15 protein-coding genes, 1 tRNA gene and 1 riboswitch are annotated in these 15362 nt (G+C 43.2%); of the genes, 5 read left to right on the top strand and 11 right to left on the bottom strand.

The window, feature by feature from the left end; translation table 11 throughout:
• Positions 1 to 13: 13 nt before the first annotated feature.
• Complete coding sequence (locus AS034_RS09105; RefSeq protein WP_058298280.1) at positions 14 to 463, top strand: OsmC family protein; 450 nt, start codon at positions 14 to 16, stop codon at positions 461 to 463.
• 89 nt (positions 464 to 552) lie between these two features.
• Here the strand turns inward: AS034_RS09105 and AS034_RS09100 are convergent, their stop codons facing one another.
• From AS034_RS09100 to AS034_RS09090, 3 genes are all read right to left on the bottom strand, one after another.
• On the bottom strand, positions 553 to 879 hold the full coding sequence (locus AS034_RS09100) for a DUF3243 domain-containing protein (RefSeq protein WP_058298279.1): 327 nt from the start codon (positions 877 to 879) through the stop codon (positions 553 to 555).
• 102 nt (positions 880 to 981) lie between these two features.
• Positions 982 to 2019, bottom strand: a complete 1038-nt coding sequence (locus AS034_RS09095) for a ribonucleotide-diphosphate reductase subunit beta (RefSeq protein ID WP_032089104.1) — start codon at positions 2017 to 2019, stop codon at positions 982 to 984.
• A gap of 17 nt (positions 2020 to 2036) precedes the next feature.
• Complete coding sequence (locus AS034_RS09090) at positions 2037 to 4271, bottom strand: ribonucleoside-diphosphate reductase subunit alpha (protein ID WP_058298725.1); 2235 nt, start codon at positions 4269 to 4271, stop codon at positions 2037 to 2039.
• A 184-nt stretch (positions 4272 to 4455) separates the two neighbouring features.
• A riboswitch (cobalamin riboswitch) is annotated at positions 4456 to 4637 on the bottom strand.
• Positions 4638 to 5165: 528 nt separating this feature from the next.
• On the opposite strand from AS034_RS09090, the gene AS034_RS09085 reads away from it, so the two are divergent.
• Both AS034_RS09085 and AS034_RS22960 read left to right on the top strand, forming a co-directional pair.
• A complete protein-coding gene (locus tag AS034_RS09085) occupies positions 5166 to 5927 on the top strand; it encodes a SurA N-terminal domain-containing protein (protein ID WP_058298278.1) in 762 nt (253 codons plus the stop codon).
• A gap of 385 nt (positions 5928 to 6312) precedes the next feature.
• Positions 6313 to 6489 carry a hypothetical protein gene (locus AS034_RS22960; protein ID WP_169792808.1) on the top strand — a complete coding sequence of 59 codons (177 nt, stop codon included), beginning with the start codon at positions 6313 to 6315 and terminating at the stop codon, positions 6487 to 6489.
• A 102-nt stretch (positions 6490 to 6591) separates the two neighbouring features.
• Here AS034_RS22960 and gndA read toward each other — a convergent pair whose 3' ends face one another.
• The 5 genes from gndA to cspD all read right to left on the bottom strand — a co-directional run bounded on the left by gndA (position 6592) and on the right by cspD (position 11735).
• On the bottom strand, positions 6592 to 8004 hold the full coding sequence (gene gndA / locus AS034_RS09080) for an NADP-dependent phosphogluconate dehydrogenase (RefSeq protein ID WP_058298277.1): 1413 nt from the start codon (positions 8002 to 8004) through the stop codon (positions 6592 to 6594).
• A gap of 240 nt (positions 8005 to 8244) precedes the next feature.
• A complete protein-coding gene (locus AS034_RS09075) occupies positions 8245 to 9396 on the bottom strand; it encodes a thiolase family protein (RefSeq protein WP_058298276.1) in 1152 nt (383 codons plus the stop codon).
• Positions 9397 to 9408: 12 nt separating this feature from the next.
• Positions 9409 to 10548: an acyl-CoA dehydrogenase family protein gene (locus tag AS034_RS09070; protein WP_058298275.1), complete on the bottom strand. Its 1140-nt coding sequence runs from the start codon at positions 10546 to 10548 to the stop codon at positions 9409 to 9411.
• A 69-nt stretch (positions 10549 to 10617) separates the two neighbouring features.
• A complete protein-coding gene (locus AS034_RS09065) occupies positions 10618 to 11385 on the bottom strand; it encodes a 3-hydroxyacyl-CoA dehydrogenase (RefSeq protein WP_058298274.1) in 768 nt (255 codons plus the stop codon).
• A 149-nt stretch (positions 11386 to 11534) separates the two neighbouring features.
• Positions 11535 to 11735: a cold-shock protein CspD gene (cspD, locus tag AS034_RS09060; protein WP_032089110.1), complete on the bottom strand. Its 201-nt coding sequence runs from the start codon at positions 11733 to 11735 to the stop codon at positions 11535 to 11537.
• Positions 11736 to 12028: 293 nt separating this feature from the next.
• On the opposite strand from cspD, the gene AS034_RS22955 reads away from it, so the two are divergent.
• Positions 12029 to 12205: a hypothetical protein gene (locus tag AS034_RS22955; protein ID WP_169792807.1), complete on the top strand. Its 177-nt coding sequence runs from the start codon at positions 12029 to 12031 to the stop codon at positions 12203 to 12205.
• Positions 12206 to 12318: 113 nt separating this feature from the next.
• On the opposite strand, the gene AS034_RS09055 is transcribed toward AS034_RS22955, so the two are convergent.
• Positions 12319 to 12391, bottom strand: a tRNA-Val gene (locus AS034_RS09055).
• Positions 12392 to 12540: 149 nt separating this feature from the next.
• On the opposite strand from AS034_RS09055, the gene AS034_RS09050 reads away from it, so the two are divergent.
• Entirely contained in the window at positions 12541 to 12777 is a 237-nt protein-coding gene (locus AS034_RS09050) for a hypothetical protein (protein ID WP_058298273.1), read from the top strand.
• A 27-nt stretch (positions 12778 to 12804) separates the two neighbouring features.
• Here AS034_RS09050 and AS034_RS09045 read toward each other — a convergent pair whose 3' ends face one another.
• Positions 12805 to 14790, bottom strand: coding sequence for a TRAP transporter permease (locus AS034_RS09045; RefSeq protein WP_058298272.1), 1986 nt, complete (start codon positions 14788 to 14790; stop codon positions 12805 to 12807).
• Entirely contained in the window at positions 14777 to 15298 is a 522-nt protein-coding gene (locus AS034_RS09040; RefSeq protein ID WP_058298271.1) for a DUF1850 domain-containing protein, read from the bottom strand. Before AS034_RS09040 ends, AS034_RS09045 begins: the two co-directional genes overlap by 14 nt.
• Positions 15299 to 15362: the final 64 nt, after the last annotated feature.

Raw genomic sequence — 15362 nt, 5'->3', positions numbered from 1 at the left:
GGAGTAAGGTCAAATGAATACTCATTCTTTCTACATCAAGACAGATTGGCCGGGCCTGAGAAATGACGTCGGGACACTGACCTCCACCACCCTTAACACTGAAATCTCCATCCCTCCTGAAATGGATGGTCCCGGAACAGGCACAAATCCTGATGAGATGCTTCTTGGTGCGGCAGCAACCTGTTATATCATCACGTTGGCAGCGATGCTTGAAAGAAGCAGGATACCCAAAGCCTCTTTAACGATGGAATCTGAAGGAATCGTGGAGGTTGAGAAAGGTGTCATCACCTATAAGAAAATCATTCATCGACCGATACTTGTCCTATCCAAAGGGTGTACGGAAAAAGAACTGGCTGCCGGAAAAAAATTAGCGGTTAAAGCAGAGCAGTCTTGTATGATCTCACGGGCGGTCAAAGGGAATGTAGACATTGAACTCGAAGAAACGGTCATGATTCAGGATTGAATCACTGGAACCATCCTGCCCGAGTTCTCGAGCACACTATATTTCACCCATAAAAAAGGCGCTTCATCTGAGAAGCGCCTTTTTTATGATTAAGATTCTGAATGTACAAGTTTTACCAGCATATGGGAAAGCATATGCTGCTCGTCTTCATTACCTGCTTTCCACAGTTCATACAGCAGTTTTTCTTCCCTGTTTTTAGGTTCTTCATGCGCAGCAAGATAATCCCCTACTTTCTGGGCAGCTTTAGCCTGCTGTTCCTCATTCATACCCAGCTTATCTGCCAGTGACACTTTGTTTCCTAAGTATTCTTTGAAGTGATCGAAGTTTGAGAGAATATCCTCTTTTTTATCTTCTGACATACGTGATAGTGTGTTGTCCACTTTGTTTTCCACTTTGTCTGTAGATTGATTCGCCATTTGTTAAATCTCTCCTCTCTTTACTGTAGTTTCTATATTCCCGTTAAAGAGATGCTTAAACTTAATAGAGAGAGCTGAATGGAAAAAGTTTACTAACGTGCTTTACAAGTCATCAAATCCATTCACATCGGTGGTTTTTGTATACTGCCTGGATTTCTGCTCAAAGAAATCCGTTTTACCGAGGTCCACTTCCTGGTATGCTATGATCCACTTTAACGGATTCGTCTGATATCCTTCAAAAGGCGGTTCAAATCCGAGCTGCTTCGCCCTCTTGTTGGCCATGAATTTTATATAGCTCTCAAGTTCGGTCATCAGCAGCCCGTCAATTTCATCCCCGATGATTTCCCGGGCCCATTCGATTTCCAAATTCGCAGCTTTCAAGAATGTCTTCCGGCCAAATTCCATCAATTCACCCGTTTGATAAGATGGATATTCCGCCAGTATTTCTTTGAAGATCTTTTCGAACAAGCCGACATGAAGCTGTTCATCACGATTGATATAATTGATCATCGTACTCGTGGCAACCATTTTTTGATTTCTGGCAAGGTTATAAAAGAACGCAAACCCGCTGTAAAAAAACAACCCTTCCAAGATGACATCATAAATGATCGATTTTAACAGATTCTCAATAGTTGGTGCTTTAGCAAAATCCTTATATCCATTCACAACGAACGCGTTCCTCTCCTTTAGGACTGGCTCCGTTTTCCAGTAATTGAATACTTCGTCCTGTTTCTGCTTTGGCACTATACTCGAGAGCACATAACTGTATGAATGATTATGAATGACTTCCTGCTGTGCAAGGATGATCATCAGCGCATTCAAACTGGAATCCGTCAAGAAGTCGGCTACTTTTCCGGCATAGTCAGTCTGCACACTATCAAGGAGCGCCAATAAACCGATGACTTTAAGAAAAGTATCCTGTTCTTTCAGTGAGAGTGTTTCGAATTGATTGATATCCTTGCTCATATTAATTTCAAAGGGAGTCCAGAAGTTCCCCAGCATTCTTTTATATTTTGGATATGCCCATGAAAATCGCACATCATCCCAGTTTAAGACATTTGAGCTCCGCCCATTAATGATGGAGGTAGATTTATTTGGCGACTCCGAATCAAGCAGTTCTCTTTTTTTCAGTATGGTCATTTTCAAATCCTCCTTTTTTAACTGTGGCAGCTTTCACATTCTTCAAGAACAGAGCCTGATGTGGATCTTACATAATAAGTAGTCTTCAATCCCGATTTCCAGGCATCAAGATGAAGGAGCAAAAGGTCTTTCGCTTTGATGTCGTTTCTTACATAGAGATTGAATGAGATACTCTGGTCGATATGCCTCTGTCTTTTGCTGTTTTGTTTTATACTCCAATGCTGATCAATATAATAAGCCGTTTTGTAATACCATTTCGTTTCGGCTGAAAGGTCCGGTGCGGTCACCGGGATTTTATAATCCTTTTTCTCTTCAGAATAGAGCTGTCTGAATAAAGGATCTATACTCGCGGTGGATCCGGCGATCAGTGAAGTGGACGAGTTAGGCGCCACTGCCATAAGGTACCCGTTGCGCACTCCGGTTGCAGCTGCTTTCTTCCTTAATGAGTCCCAATGAGTATCACAATAGCCCCTTTTATCAAAATAAAGGCCAGTCTCCCACTCTGAACCCGGGAAGTAAGGATATGCGCCTTTTTCCTTGGCAAGGTCGATGCTTGCCTCAATCGTGTGATAAGCAATCTCTTCATAGAGGGAATCACAGTAAGACGCTGCTTCATCGCTTTCCCAGCGAATTCCCTTTATGGCTAATAAATGATGCCAGCCAAACGTCCCAAGGCCTATCCCTCTGTAACGCTTGTTAGTCAATTGTGCTTGCAGCACCGGGATTTCATTAAGGTCGATGACATTATCAAGGAGCCTTACGGCTGTCTTGATGGTTCTTGCCAGCACATTGTCCCTGACAACTTTAGCCAGTGAAAGGGATGCAAGATTACATACAACATAATCACCGGGATGTTTATATGTAATGATCCTTCCGTCTTCTACCCTTTCTTCCTCTATATAAGAAGGGCTCATATTCTGGGTGATCTCGGTACAGAGATTGCTGCAGTAAATCATCCCTTTATGGTTATTGGCATTCTGGCGGTTAACGGAATCACGGTAGAACATGAAAGGTGTGCCTGTTTCCAGCTGGGAAATCATGATCCGCTTAAAAATGTCAATTGCAGGAACTGTTCTTTTAGACAGTCCCGAATGCTCCACACATTCCATGTACTTCTCCCTGAAAGACCCTTCCCCTTTTCTTTCATCATAGTAGTCTTCCAGACTGAACCCCATGACACTCCTTACCTCATGGGGGTCGAAGAGATGCCATTCGTCACGGTTTTCCACAGCTTCCATAAATAGATCCGGAAGGCAGACTCCGGTAAACAAATCATGTGTACGCTGCCGCTCATCTCCATTGTTCAACCGTACGTCGAGGAAAGAATGAATGTCCTTGTGCCACACATCGAGATAGACGGCAATCGCTCCCTGGCGCTGACCGAGCTGATCGACTGAAACGGCAGTATTGTTAAGCTGCTTCATCCAGGGAATGACTCCCGAGCTCACACCTTTAAATCCTTTGATATCACTGCCCCTGCTGCGGACTTTCCCTAAGTAGATGCCAAGACCGCCTCCATTTTTACTGAGAGTCGACACATCCGTGTTACTGTCAAAGATACTTCTCAAATCATCCTCTACCGTATCAATGAAACAGCTGGAAAGCTGACCGTAACTTTTACCCGCATTTGCCAAAGTAGGTGTGGCGACGGTCATATACAGATTGGAAAGTGCCCAATACGCCTCTTTTATCAGTGAAAACCGCTTTCCTTTAGCCTCATCCATCAAAAGGGTCATGGCAATAATCATAAATCTCTCTTGGGGAAGTTCGTAAACCCTTCCGTCATGAGATTTCGTCAAGTAACGCTCTGTAAGGGTAACAATGCCGATATAGGTAAACAGCTTGTCTTTCGAGGGATCCAATAATGACTCCAGCTGCTTGATCTCATCCCGGCTGTACGCCTCCAGCAGGCGGGGGTCGTATAGTTTTTGATCGATAAGCTCTTGTATCAAGTCAAAAAACGAACGATAAGGTTTTGCGGGATCCAGCCCTCTTGACCGGCTGCTGGCAAGATAGAGTTTTTCTAAATAAAGATAAGCAGCCGCATACGTCCAGTCCGGTGCTTCATCAGATATCCTTTCAACAGCCGACAAGATTGATTGATGATAGAGTTGATCATACGAGAGTCCCATTTTCACCTGGAGAAGTCCATTTATTTTCTCGTGAAAATCTGTCAAATCCAGCTGCGGGAACTCTTCCTGCAGCTTGCGGCAGAGTTTCTCGGCTGTTGTTGTTTTTGCTGTTTGGATCATAGTCATGTTAATCTTTCCTCCCGTATCTGATTAATCCATCCGTACAATACGCCTTCGTAAGAGAAAATAAAAAGGCCCGTCCTCTATTGGACCGGCCCTGAATATAACGATGATATGAAATAACAGACATATGTATAAACTCTATTATTCTATCCTCGCATATCCTCCCAATTCCCGAAGAAGATTGTACGTGATAAATACGGCAGGTCTCCTGACTCGTGCTTCATCCTACTATAAGGCCTTCCCATCTTATATAGATAGTGGACATTCCTTAGTTCGTCATCACTTACAGTTGCGGGGACAGTTCTGGATTTACACCAGATTCCCTATTAAGTCTTCATAGACACCGTATTTACAGATTTCATTGAATTAATCAATATATAGTTATCTTAATTAATCAAAACACAAAGTATTGTGTTCTTATTCATCATAATTTAATTGAATAGATTTTTCAAGAAGGAATCGGCACTCTTTTTCAATTTAGATGAGGTATAAATCAAATATGCTTATAATTATCTTTTTCTTTAAAAATGCACGAACACCCCAGAATTGAGAGCTAATATGTATGGTAAAGCCAGATTACATCAGTATTTGTCGTTTGAGCAACTTGCTTATAAATCCTATAATCCTATTAGAAGGTTGTTTGACAGTATTCTTTGGTCCCCAATATTTGACGGGCTGCTTACACGGGATCTCCCATCGTAAGCAGCCTCTTTTTTTCATGACCGGCTGAATAAAGCTTTAAGCGCCAGTTAAAACTAACAAAATCTTGTATTTCATGGTTGTTACAAAGTGATTAAATCAGACAAAAAGGTTTATTTTTACTTAGTAATCATATAAAATGCGCATTAAGTGATTTTTTTAAATCCCCTCTTTTGAAAGGAGAAAAATAATATGAAGAAGTTAATGAGTGCTTTATTGATAACAATTATGGCGATTGCTTTGGCTGCCTGTGGGAATGGAGATAAAGCGAAGCAGTCTGAGGATAAACCAAAAACCGAAGAAAAAAGCAAGGATCAACAAGAGCAAGCCAAACAAATGGAAGAAATGCAAAAGAAAATGGATAAACAAAAAGTGGACAAAGACAAGGTCGTTGCCGTCGTGAATGACGAGGAACTCAAGGGTGAGGATTACAATAACATTCTTACTTCCTCTCAAATGCAATTACAGCAAATGGGACAAGACCCAACCACTAAAGAAGCTTCCAAACAAATCAAGAAACAAACAATCGACAGTCTTGTAGGTCAAACCCTTCTCATGCAGCAAGCTGACAAGAAAGGGTACAAAGCAAGTGAAGAAGAAATAGACAAACAGCTTGATCAGGTTAAAAAGCAGTACAAGGACGAAAAAGAATTTGAAAAGGCAATGAAAGAAGCTGGCTTCTCAATGAAAGAATTAAGAACCCAGGTTGCTGAAAACATCAAATACACCAACTACGTGGAAAAAGAAATAAAAGTCGATGAAGTGACTGAAGATGAAATGAAGAAATTCTATGATCAGTTCGCTAGCCAGCAAGGCAAAGATCAAAAAGCACCAAAATTTGAGGAAGTCAAGCCGCAAATCAAACAGCAGCTCGAACAGCAAAAGAAACAGGAAAAACTCGTTCAACACGTAGAAGACCTGAAGAAAAACGCCAAAGTTGACGTTAAAATATAATATCCTATCAGAACAAACCCAAAGCGGGTTTGTTCTTTTTTATTTATCACGTTTTTTCTTCATTCAGTTGGGTAAAGTTTATCATACCATTATACGACACCGTTCAAGCTTATTATTAAAGTATTTCCAGCTGTTGATTGGAGTGCAGGACGAAGAATCCTATCCGTAAAGCGGAAGGGCTTTGAATAGAGGTTTGTGGCATAAGGCGAATCGGCCTGGAAGGCGTTCTTTGCCTTCTTGGCCGGTTTGACTTATGACAAGTGCCTCTAAGCCCTGCAGCTAGACAGTTACCCCAATTGTCAAGGGATGCTCACCGGCCGCCCGCGGAAAGCGAAGTCTTGCAAGGAAATCAACAGCGGATTTTAAAAACAAAGGAGATGAAACCATGAACAAGAGATCAAATGATCATCCCGAACAAGTGAACAAAGACGAAGAAGGCATTCTCGACCAGCATGAAAGTGAACAAAATGTAGACCCGATCCCGCTCGAAGACTTAAAGAAAGAACAGCGGGAAGAAAAAAAGAAACACCATACAAAAGATGATTCTTCAAGCGAAGAGTAAACGGACGGAAATATCCAATTTCACAATTCCAGGGATTTTTCTATAAACATAAAGAAGCCGCGGTACAACCATGATTGTACCGCGGCTTTTATGGTCATGGGACTATTTTTTTAACCAATCCGTATGGAATGTTCCTTCCTTATCAACCCTCTGATAGGTATGAGCCCCGAAGTAATCTCGCTGAGCCTGCAGCAGATTAGCTGGAAGCGATGCCGCACGATAGCTGTCAAAATAAGCAATCGCACTGGCGAGTCCCGGGACGGGAATGCCCAATTTAATGGCAGTTGCTGCTACTTCACGCGCATCTTCCTGGTAATTTTCCACAATCTCCTTGAAATAAGGATCCAGCAGCAGGTTTGTTAATTCGGGCTCACGGTCATAAGCCTTCTTTATTTCCTGCAGGAAACCTGCACGGATGATACATCCCCCTCTGAAGATCATGGCAATCTCCCCCGGCTTAAGGTTCCAATTATACTCCTTGGATGCTGACTGTAATTGTGCAAAGCCTTGGGCATACGAACAAATCTTACTTAGGTAAAGGGCTTTTCGGATTTTCTCGATGAATTCTTCCTTGATACCGTTGAATTTGCTGTTTTCCGGCCCTTTAAGTATCTTGCTTGCCTTCACCCGTTCTTCTTTCATGGCTGAAATAAAGCGGGCGAATACGGATTCCGTAATGATTGAAAGAGGCACGCCAAGGTCCAGTGCAGAAATACTGGTCCATTTACCTGTTCCCTTTTGGCCAGCGGTGTCAAGGATGACCTCAACCAGCGGTTTACCCGTTTCTTCATCGATTTTGGTGAAGATATCAGCCGTTATCTCAATCAAGTAGCTGTCCAGTTCTCCTTCATTCCACTCTTTAAAGATCTCATGCAGTTCTTGTGCATCCAGGCCAAGAACATTTTTCATTAAGTAATACGCTTCACAAATAAGCTGCATATCGCTGTATTCTATGCCGTTATGAACCATTTTTACATAATGTCCGGATCCATCCGGCCCGATATATGTACTGCAGGCTTCACCATTTACCTTTGCTGAAATGGCGGTAAGGAAAGGTTCAAAGAGGTCATATGCCTCTTTCTGTCCGCTTGGCATAATAGCAGGGCCATAAAGCGCTCCTTCCTCTCCGCCTGAAACTCCCGCTCCGATGAAATTGATCCCTTTTTCATCAAGGGCTTTATTGCGGCGGATCGTATCTTCAAAGTACGTATTCCCGCCATCCATCAGAATATCTCCTTTATCCAGATGGGGCAGCAGGGAATCGATTGCTTTATCCGTTATCTCACCTGCCGGAACCATCATTACGATCTTTCTCGGCTTTTCCAGGGACTCTGTAAAAGCTTCTACACTGCTTGTACCTGTCAATTGTTTATCGCTATGTTCTTCGAGGATTTCATTTACTTTTTCCTCGGTAACATCATAAATGGCGACTGAGTATCCTCTGCTTTCAAAATTCAGAGCAAGGCTTTTCCCCATAACTCCGACACCAACAACACCAATTTGTTGTTTAGCCATATTATCCTTCCTTTCCTTGCTAAAAAAACTTTTTTCACCGTAACTATTATAATACGAAATAAATTTTCATGCTAAAATTTCATAAAAAAACTTTTCATTACGTTGATTTTTTTATTCATAGTCTCATTCTTTCCATGTGTATAATTTCCCATTCAGAGAAGAATGGACCGTTCAGCTAAATAAAAAAGCGAACCTCAATTCGGTCCACTTTTCTTAAAATTGGGATTTTATACTTATCTATTAGTCAAGTCGTTCAATAATCGTGGCATTGGCCATTCCATGCCCTTCGCACATTGTCTGCAGGCCGAAGCGCCCACCTGTCCTTTCGAGCTCATGCATCAGCGTAATCATGATGCGTGCACCACTTGCACCAAGTGGATGACCCAGGGCGATCGCACCGCCATTCGGGTTCAGCTTCGATGGGTCGGCGTTCAACTCTTTCAACCATGCAAGGGCAACAGGTGCGAATGCTTCATTCACTTCAAATACATCAATATCGCTTAACGTTAATCCTGATTTATCCAAAGCTTTCTTAGTAGCCCGTATGGGGCCGGTCAACATTAAAGTGGGATCAGAACCCGTAACGACACGGGTGTGGACTTTGAATCTGGCTTTCACGCCAAGTTCATCTGCTTTTTCTTTGCTCATAAGCAGGAGTGCTGCCGCTCCGTCGCTTATTTGGCTCGAGTTGCCAGCATGGATGATCCCGTCTTCCTTGAAGGCGGGCTTCAATGTTGAAAGGATATCAATTGTAGTCTCCTGCCTCGGCCCTTCATCTTTATGGAAAAAGAACGTAACTCCTTCCTCGGATTGCACCTCAATCGGCATGATTTCATCTTTAAAACGATTTTCACTTTGGGCGTTAATTGCTTTTTGATGACTTTCGTATGCAAACCGGTCGAGTTCTTTTCGACTGAACGCGTATTTTTCTGCTATTCGTTCTGCAGATAGACCCTGGTGAATGATTTCATGCTGTTGTTTTAATTTTTCACTGAAACCCGCTTTTCCATAGTTGGATGCGATGGGCACCCTCGACATATTTTCCACACCGCCTGCAATGACGATATCCATATCCCCGGAGAGGATCGCTTGTGCAGCAAAATGTACAGACTGCTGTCCTGACCCGCATTGACGGTCGATGGTTGTGCCGGGCACCTCGATAGGAAACCCGGCTATCAAGGCTGCAACTCTTGCAATGTCACCAGCCTGCTCTCCTGATTGGGTGACACAACCGAGAATGACATCATCCACATATTTAGGATCAATGCCGGATTTTTTCATTAACCCTTTAAGGATTTCACCTGCCAGATCATCCGGTCTCATGTTCTTTAATGCACCGTTTCTCCTTCCGACAGCCGACCTGATTCCCTCAACAATAACTGCTTCCCTCATAAACATCCTCCTTTAAAGGCCTAAATTCTTCGCAATGATCACCTTCATAATTTCATTTGTTCCTGCATAAATACTGGCAACCGGAACATCCCTGTATCTTCTTGCAATTTCATACTCTTCCATATATCCACCGTGGAGCTGCATGCATTCTGCTGCAATCCTTCTGGACATTTCAGTAAGTTTCAATTTTGCCATGGAAACTTTAGCGTTCACGTCAATCCCTCTCATATGTTCTGCAATCAGCCCGTCCAGAAAAGCTCTTCCCATCTCGATATCGGCAGCCATATCCGCCATATTGAATTGGATATGCTGAAATTGACTGATTGATTTACCAAATGCCTGCCGGCTTTTTATATAATCCAAGGTAAGGGCAAACATATGCTCAGACGAAACCTGGGCAGCAATAGCTACCACAAGTCGTTCCTGCTGCAGCTTCTTCATAAGATAGTGGAACCCTTTCCCCTCTTCACCGATAAGATTTTGTTTTGGCACTATGCAGTCTTCAAAAATAAGTTCAGCAGTATCCTGACAGTGAAGTCCGACTTTCTCAAGCTTCCGCCCCCTGGAAAAACCCTCTGCATCCCTTTCCACAGCCAGGAGACTGATTCCTTTATAAGGGGGGACAGCTCCGGTATCCGTTTTACATGCAATGATAACAAGGTCGGATTGGATACCGTTTGTAATAAAAGTTTTTTGACCGTTTACAATGTAATGATCACCTGTCAGCCGGGCTGTCGTTTTGATCCCTGCCAAATCGGAGCCCGCACCAGGTTCAGTCATCGCGATTGCCGTTATCATATCACCACTTGTACAAGAGGGAAGCCATCGTTTCTTTTGTGCTGCAGTACCATATTCACTGATATAGGGGACGACAATATCATTGTGCAGTCCTATCCCGATCAAACCGGAGCCAACCCGCTCCAATTCTTCATTGATGATGACAGAGAAGCCCCAATCCACACCGCTGCCGCCGTATTCTTCATCCACATCCGGACATAGAAACCCCTGGTCCCCCATCTGCTTCCAAAAAGACCTCGGGACCAGCCTGTTCTCCTCCCACTGTTGGTAATGAGGATAAGCTTCTTTCTGCAAGAATTTACGAAGAGATGATCTGAATATCTCATGGTCTTCTGTCATATATGGGTGATTCATGTTTTCCTCCCCCTTCAATCGCATATGTAAACTGAATGACTATCCATTCAGTACCTGCTGATAAAATGGTTATTTGGGCTGCATGCGAATGGCCCCATCCAATCTGATCGTCTCCCCATTAAGCATCGGATTCTCCACGATCGCTTCCACAAGCTGTGCGTATTCTGAAGGGTTTCCGAGCCTTTTGGGAAAAGGGACTGATTCACCCAATGTGTTTCGTGCCTCTTCAGGCAAGGAGTCGAACATAGGGGTATGGAAGAGGCCCGGAGCAATCGTCATCACCCTGATCCCATCCCTTGCAAGCTCTCTTGCAATGGGAAGCGTCATCCCTGCTACACCGGCCTTTGATGCACTGTAAGCCGCCTGGCCGATTTGTCCATCAAAAGCTGCAACAGAAGCAGTATTTATTATGACTCCCTTTTCACCCAGCTCATTTTCTTCATTCTCCTGCATCCTTTGAGCCGCCAGACGCAAGACATTGAATGTGCCGATTAAATTGATCTCAATCACTTTAGAAAACTGTGCAAGCGAATGGACGCCCTTTCTCCCGGCCACCTTTGAAGGCGGGGCGATCCCCGCACAGTTTACAACCATATTGATGCTTTGGTAAGTATCGACTGCACGTTGAATCGCTGAGGCAACCTCTTCTTCACTGGTCACATCTGCTTTCTGAAACACCACGCTCCCGGCCATTTTCTCCTGAAGTTTCATTCCCTTCCCTTCATCGAGGTCAAGAATAAAAGCTTTCCCCCCTTTTTCAACAATCCTCCTAACAGTCGCTTCCCCCAATCCGGAAGCACCTCCTGATATCAAGGCTGTGCAATCGTTTATCTTCATACTTCAATTCCCCCTTTTGTTTTGGTTTCTATCTTTATTTTATCCTTCAATGACACAAAAAGAAATAATTTTGGGAAGATTCAGTTTTTTATCCATAACAAAAAAACAGACCCATCAGAGATGAGCCTGTTTTGGAAGTTTAAAATCAATTATTTCTTAACAACGTTAGCTGCTTGTGGTCCACGAGCACCTTGTTCGATGTCGAAAGAAACTTCTTGACCTTCGTCAAGTGATTTGAAACCTTCACCTTGGATCGCTGAGAAGTGTACGAATACATCGTCTCCACCTTCTACTTCGATGAATCCAAAACCTTTTTCTGCGTTAAACCATTTTACTTTACCATTTTCCATGAAAAATGCCTCCTAATGTGCTTAGCACACAATGTATTACTATTCTTGCGATATCAGGTGAAAAATCAAATCTTGTTCTTCCCTCGTATACCGGACAAAAATAATTCTTCTATAGAATAACAGGATTCTAAAAAATAAGCAAGTAAACATGAGCCCAGTTTTTAAAGTCAGACGACTTACTATTCAAGACACCCCTGACTGCTTTATCTTTCGATGTTTAAATATCATTATTGCTTTCGGCAATAGTTGAATTATTATATGGTATAATAAAAGTAGTTGAAAGGAAGTGTCATATGAAATCCACTAAAAGTTTGTTTCCTAATGGATCTTCGGCTACGATTAAAGAAACTGGGGAAACAGTCACGATTTTGAAATCCCAATACGTTAAAAATATGAAACGCTATTCGTATATCGTCAAAGAACATCCTGGTACCTTTTACTTTGAAGAAGAATTGACCAGTGGCGAATAAGAGCCTGAAGCTGCAGATCCACCAATCCTGCAGCTTTTTTTATACGCAAAATTTGTACTGAGCAGCAAAAAAAGCCGCCGTCCCATTAAATGGGACGGCGGCTTTTTTTATGATGACCTGTGAGGGACTTGAACCCCCGACCCCCACCCTGTCAAGGTGATGCTCTCCCAGCTGAGCTAACAGATCGATTTAAACTACATTTATTATTATAGCGCGAATTGAAGTAATGTCAATATATTCTTATGGATATTTTGTCGAAAAATTTATAGACTATATGTATACAAGAACAAGTGTTCGTATATACTGTTGGTATCACGTTAGAAAGGACGATCAGCATGAACAAGCTTCTTACACGTTCACTCACTGAACAGTCACCGATTGAAATTATCTATATGACCGACCATTGTAACACCACGAAACGGAAAGTCATCATTAAAAAAGTGAATATGGATTCTGTGACTGCCTATTGCTTCCTTCGAAAACAGCTTCGTACTTTCCGGCTCGATTGCATCCTTGCTGCTTATCCGCCGATGAAATATAAAGAGCGCCTTTCCCCTATTAAAAGAGGGTGACCGCTATCGGTCACCCTCTTATTACATTTATGCAGTTGCTTGCTTAGGACGTTTGTCTTCCCTTTTAATGAGGAATTGAATTGCCAACAGAACTCCGAATGATACTAAACCGAAGATATCAGTCATCCCTTCAGGATAAATGAGCATCAGTCCTGCTGCCACACAAAGGAAGCGTTCAATCACAAAGAGTCTACGGAACCAATAACCGATCATTCCTGCACCAATGGCAATCATGCCTGTCACTGCAGTAAATACAACCCACAATAATTGAGTGACAGTTGTATCGATCATCAACAGTTCGGGTGACAGCACGAACATATACGGTATGATGAACGCCGCTATGGCAAGTTTTGCGGAGTTGACTCCCGTCCTTATCGGTTCACCCCCGGATACCCCGGCAGCGGCAAATGCTGCAAGCGCAACCGGCGGTGTGATGTCCGCAATGATCCCAAAGTAGAACACAAATAAATGTGCGGATAGTTCCGGTGCTCCCAGCAGGATGATGGCAGGTGCAGCAATGGTGGATGTAATGACATAATTCGCAGTAGTCGGTGAACCCATCCCCAGAACAATTGATGCAATCATCGTAAAGAACAGAGTCAGAAGCAGTTTCCCTTGTGCTGAGCTCGTTAAGTCGGCTGCCAAATCAACAAGACCGTTGGCAAGCGTCAAACCTAATCCTGTCTTTGTTACCACCCCGACGATGATCCCCGCGGCGGCTGTTGCCACGGCAACAGAAAGAGCAGTTCGCGCACCGTCGACGAGTGCATCCACAGCGTCCCTGAATCCGATCCTCGTATCTTTTCGTATGGCACTGATTGCAATAGTGGCAACGATTGACCACAGCGCCGCCCTCATGACACTCATTCCACTAACGAGTAAAATGATGACAGTCAGTATCGGAAGCAGAAGATAAATTTTCTTCAATACCTCTTTTTTGTTCGGCATTTCTTCATCTGATAAACCTCGCAAACCGAGTCGCTTGGCTTCAAAGTGAGTCATTATCCAAATTCCTGTAAAGTATAATACGGCTGGAATAGCTGCGGCTTTCGCAATATCCCAGTAAGAAATCCCGCCTATGAATTCAACCATCAGGAAAGCAGCCGCACCCATTATAGGAGGCATGAGCTGACCTCCTGTAGATGCTGCAGCTTCTACACCACCGGCGAATTCTTTACGATATCCCATTTTTTTCATCATAGGAATGGTAAAGGAACCCGAAGTCACGACGTTCGCCACAGAGCTTCCGCTTATAGTTCCTTGAAGGGCACTCGAGAAGATGGCGACTTTTGCCGGTCCACCAGTACGTTTACCCGCGATGGCTACAGCCAGATCATTAAAGTATTGACCTACTCCTGTCTTGACAAGGAATGCTCCGAATAACAGGAAGAGGAAAATGAAGGTGGCAGATACGTATAAAGGCGTACCGAGGATCCCTTCAGACGTAAAGAACATCGTTTTAACAATGTCATCCCAGTCATAGCCGCGATGTGCAAGGAAACCAGGCATCTGCCTTCCATAATACATGTATAAAAGGAAGGCTGAGGCTATTATCATAATCGGCAGCCCCACGGCACGTCTCGTGGCTTCCAGAACCAATATGATGGCTGCAAGTCCGACGTAAAAATCCAGGCTGGTCATAAGCCCAACCCGGCTCACGATATCATCCTGCATGATCGGCCAATATGCACCGATACAGACGGAAATGGCCGCCAATACGACGTCATACCACGCAAGCTTATTTAGTTTCAAGTTCTTTTTCCTTGCAGGGAAAAGAAGGAATACTAGAGATAATGCGAAACCTAGATGAATCGACAGTAATAATTGCCTTGGTATGAATTGAAATATGGATGCCGTCAATTGAAATAATGAGAATGCTAATAGACCAAAAAATATGATCCATTTAAACAGTCCGCTCTCCAATTTTCTCGTAGAAGATTCAGGATCATATTTTTCTAATAATTCTTGTTGTTGTTCTGCAGTGAGAGACTCAAATTTTTTATCTTTTTCCAACAACAATCACTCCTTTCCATTGGCTGAACAGCGATACTTTTTTAAAATGCATTCTAACGATGGACCCCTCTTTGAAATACTCTTTCAAGGGATATACTTCACCGTCGTAGACAAGCCGGTGATTAGCCACTACTTGTCCGATCTGTATGTCGATGAACGGGAATTCCCTGTCCATATTCGAAATGGCATACCTGCCATCTTTTGTTCTGCTGAATACTTCCCGGCCTTCTGCGTCGGAAGGCATTCCGATCGCTGTGTCTTCGTATAACAGTTTTGTTTGACGTATGTTATTTGCAGGTGTTTGGCGATAGATTTCCTCTACCTCTGACAGGTGGATGGAATGGGTATAGAGGATTGAAAATGACTGATCTTTACTAATCGAGAAATAAGCGGGTTTGTCTTCGTACTCCCTTGGTTCTATCACCAGGAATGTTTGTAAGGGAAGAAAAATGAATGACGTGAGAATAAGAAAAAGGAGAGCGCTCCATAACATGTATTTCCTTTTCATCGCTCCTCCCCCTTTCCATTTCTTCAAAACAAAAGAATAGACCGTGATAAGCGGCCTATCCTTT

The sequence above is a fragment of the [Bacillus] enclensis genome (genome assembly GCF_001456935.1).
In the GTDB taxonomy this organism is placed as follows: domain Bacteria; phylum Bacillota; class Bacilli; order Bacillales; family Bacillaceae_B; genus Rossellomorea; species Rossellomorea enclensis.
The sequence above is the reverse complement of the archived record's forward strand: the minus strand, read 5'-3'. Positions and strand labels throughout refer to the sequence as shown.

What these genes read in the sequence shown, in the direction of transcription:
- AS034_RS09105 (WP_058298280.1), top strand. Translation starts at nt 14, where the DNA reads ATGAATACTCATTCTTTCTACATCAAGACAGATTGGCCGGGCCTGAGA.
- AS034_RS09100 (WP_058298279.1), bottom strand. Translation starts at nt 879, where the DNA reads ATGGCGAATCAATCTACAGACAAAGTGGAAAACAAAGTGGACAACACA.
- AS034_RS09095 (WP_032089104.1), bottom strand. Translation starts at nt 2,019, where the DNA reads ATGACCATACTGAAAAAAAGAGAACTGCTTGATTCGGAGTCGCCAAAT.
- AS034_RS09090 (WP_058298725.1), bottom strand. Translation starts at nt 4,271, where the DNA reads ATGATCCAAACAGCAAAAACAACAACAGCCGAGAAACTCTGCCGCAAG.
- AS034_RS09085 (WP_058298278.1), top strand. Translation starts at nt 5,166, where the DNA reads ATGAAGAAGTTAATGAGTGCTTTATTGATAACAATTATGGCGATTGCT.
- AS034_RS22960 (WP_169792808.1), top strand. Translation starts at nt 6,313, where the DNA reads ATGAACAAGAGATCAAATGATCATCCCGAACAAGTGAACAAAGACGAA.
- gndA (WP_058298277.1), bottom strand. Translation starts at nt 8,004, where the DNA reads ATGGCTAAACAACAAATTGGTGTTGTTGGTGTCGGAGTTATGGGGAAA.
- AS034_RS09075 (WP_058298276.1), bottom strand. Translation starts at nt 9,396, where the DNA reads ATGAGGGAAGCAGTTATTGTTGAGGGAATCAGGTCGGCTGTCGGAAGG.
- AS034_RS09070 (WP_058298275.1), bottom strand. Translation starts at nt 10,548, where the DNA reads ATGAATCACCCATATATGACAGAAGACCATGAGATATTCAGATCATCT.
- AS034_RS09065 (WP_058298274.1), bottom strand. Translation starts at nt 11,385, where the DNA reads ATGAAGATAAACGATTGCACAGCCTTGATATCAGGAGGTGCTTCCGGA.
- cspD (WP_032089110.1), bottom strand. Translation starts at nt 11,735, where the DNA reads ATGGAAAATGGTAAAGTAAAATGGTTTAACGCAGAAAAAGGTTTTGGA.
- AS034_RS22955 (WP_169792807.1), top strand. Translation starts at nt 12,029, where the DNA reads ATGAAATCCACTAAAAGTTTGTTTCCTAATGGATCTTCGGCTACGATT.
- AS034_RS09050 (WP_058298273.1), top strand. Translation starts at nt 12,541, where the DNA reads ATGAACAAGCTTCTTACACGTTCACTCACTGAACAGTCACCGATTGAA.
- AS034_RS09040 (WP_058298271.1), bottom strand. Translation starts at nt 15,298, where the DNA reads ATGAAAAGGAAATACATGTTATGGAGCGCTCTCCTTTTTCTTATTCTC.